Origin of the sequence: Acinetobacter sp. UNC436CL71CviS28 (assembly GCF_000620525.1) — a bacterium.
Classification (GTDB): domain Bacteria; phylum Pseudomonadota; class Gammaproteobacteria; order Pseudomonadales; family Moraxellaceae; genus Acinetobacter; species Acinetobacter radioresistens.
The window spans coordinates 1-1,511 of record NZ_JIBB01000095.1; the positions used below are offsets into that span (position 1 = coordinate 1).

General features: G+C 38.6%; 2 protein-coding genes and 1 pseudogene. 1 reads left to right on the forward strand and 2 read right to left on the reverse strand.

The features are described 5' to 3' along the window. Positions 1–95 (forward strand): annotated as a pseudogene (locus N518_RS17150) (IS6 family transposase); the annotation flags it as partial. A 41-nt stretch (positions 96–136) separates the two neighbouring features. Here N518_RS17150 and N518_RS0115275 read toward each other — a convergent pair. Both N518_RS0115275 and N518_RS0115280 read right to left on the reverse strand, forming a co-directional pair. Continuing rightward, positions 137–439 carry a helix-turn-helix domain-containing protein gene (locus N518_RS0115275; protein ID WP_001140620.1) on the reverse strand — a complete coding sequence of 101 codons (303 nt, stop codon included), beginning with the start codon at positions 437–439 and terminating at the stop codon, positions 137–139. Beyond that, complete coding sequence (locus N518_RS0115280; RefSeq protein WP_004668307.1) at positions 432–788, reverse strand: type II toxin-antitoxin system RelE/ParE family toxin; 357 nt, start codon at positions 786–788, stop codon at positions 432–434. The genes N518_RS0115275 and N518_RS0115280 overlap by 8 nt, the downstream gene beginning before the upstream one ends. Positions 789–1,511 lie beyond the last annotated feature (723 nt).

Genomic DNA, 1,511 nt, shown 5'->3' on the forward strand with positions numbered 1-1,511 from the left:
AATATGGCATTAGCTATCGTGAACTGCAGGAAATGCTGGCCGAACGGGGTGTGAATGTTGATCACACGACTATTTACCGTTGGGTTCAACGTTATACGAATCTAAAAATGGGAGCCTATAGCTCCCATTTTTATTGTTAAACGTTGAATCCTATATGTTTTCCTGTTGGAAGCTCTACATCAATACGGAGCTTCCCACCCATTGCCTCAACATACTTTTTCATGGTTGAAATCTTAAGATCATTGCCACGATTTTCTATTGCTGAAAGCGATGGCTGTTTTATTCCCAAAGTTTCAGCAAGCTCTTTTTGAGAAATTTCGAGTTCTTCACGAATAAGATGAAGCTGATTTTCTAGCAGTAATTCATCAGCCATTTTTTGAATACGGGCTTGGCTCTCTGGAGAGCGGCTAGCTAACAATTCTTGCAGAGTCTTAGCCATTAGATTTATCTCCTAGGGTAGTGAGATGAAGTTGGTATTGTTCATCTGCAATATCCAGCATGTCTTTATAAAAACGCTTTTTACCGCCTTTATCAGCAATACATAGAACAATAGCCTGTCGTAAGGGATCAAATGCGAAGAAAGCTCTTAAGGGTCTACCGCGATGTTGAACACGCAGTTCTTTCATATTGGTAAATTTAGACTCATACACAGTATCTACTAAAGGACGGCCTAAACTCGGTCCCTGCTGCTGTAGAACAACCAGGGCAGCTAGGACCTTCTCTTGTGTAGGTTCATCTTGCTGTTCAAGCCACTGATTAAATAGATCTGTCGTAATGACTGTCCACATACCACAACCAAAATATAGATTATAGTCTATATTTTAGAGGCATTATGCTTGTTTTGCAAATGAGAAATGATAGGCAATAAAAAACCCCGGCATCCTGCTAGGGTTTTTTATTGGAACATTAGGTCTCTGTGCTCTTGCGTGTCTTATATAGCGCCATCCTAGTGCTTATTTTTAATTATATGGAACTTCCTGTTCCTGACCACTTAATCATATGAAAATTCTACTGTTCCAGATAGCCGCAAAGGGCCGAGATTGATGTGAGCCAAAGCGTACAAAATAGCCTAAATTTCATCCACAGCAATTGGGGATAGTTTTCGCCCTAGAAGAGCTGAGAACATTGGGAAAATGCCAAAATTGAGCATTTTTTAGACGATTTTATTGGCGAAAGATTACAAATCTGCTTAAAAAAACACGAGTTGTGAAAGCGTGTGTTTTTTGATCTTTTTGGTTTTGGTTTTATTGTATCAAGTATATGATAAATAACACTATTTAAAAAGGCATTTCGTATAACGCCTATTATGTTAAATGGATATAAATTTAGTGGATTATTCATGCTTCCCCTTGAGAAAAACTTGCAGACCCTTTTTAAATTTGTAATCCTTGCGCCCAAGGGTGTCTAGCTAAGCTAAGGCAGGTGTTTGTTGTAGTCGGGCCGCTACAATATTGATGAAGAGCACCTGTATGTTTAATTTCAAGATTTTTAATAAAGTCTCTACGGAAGTA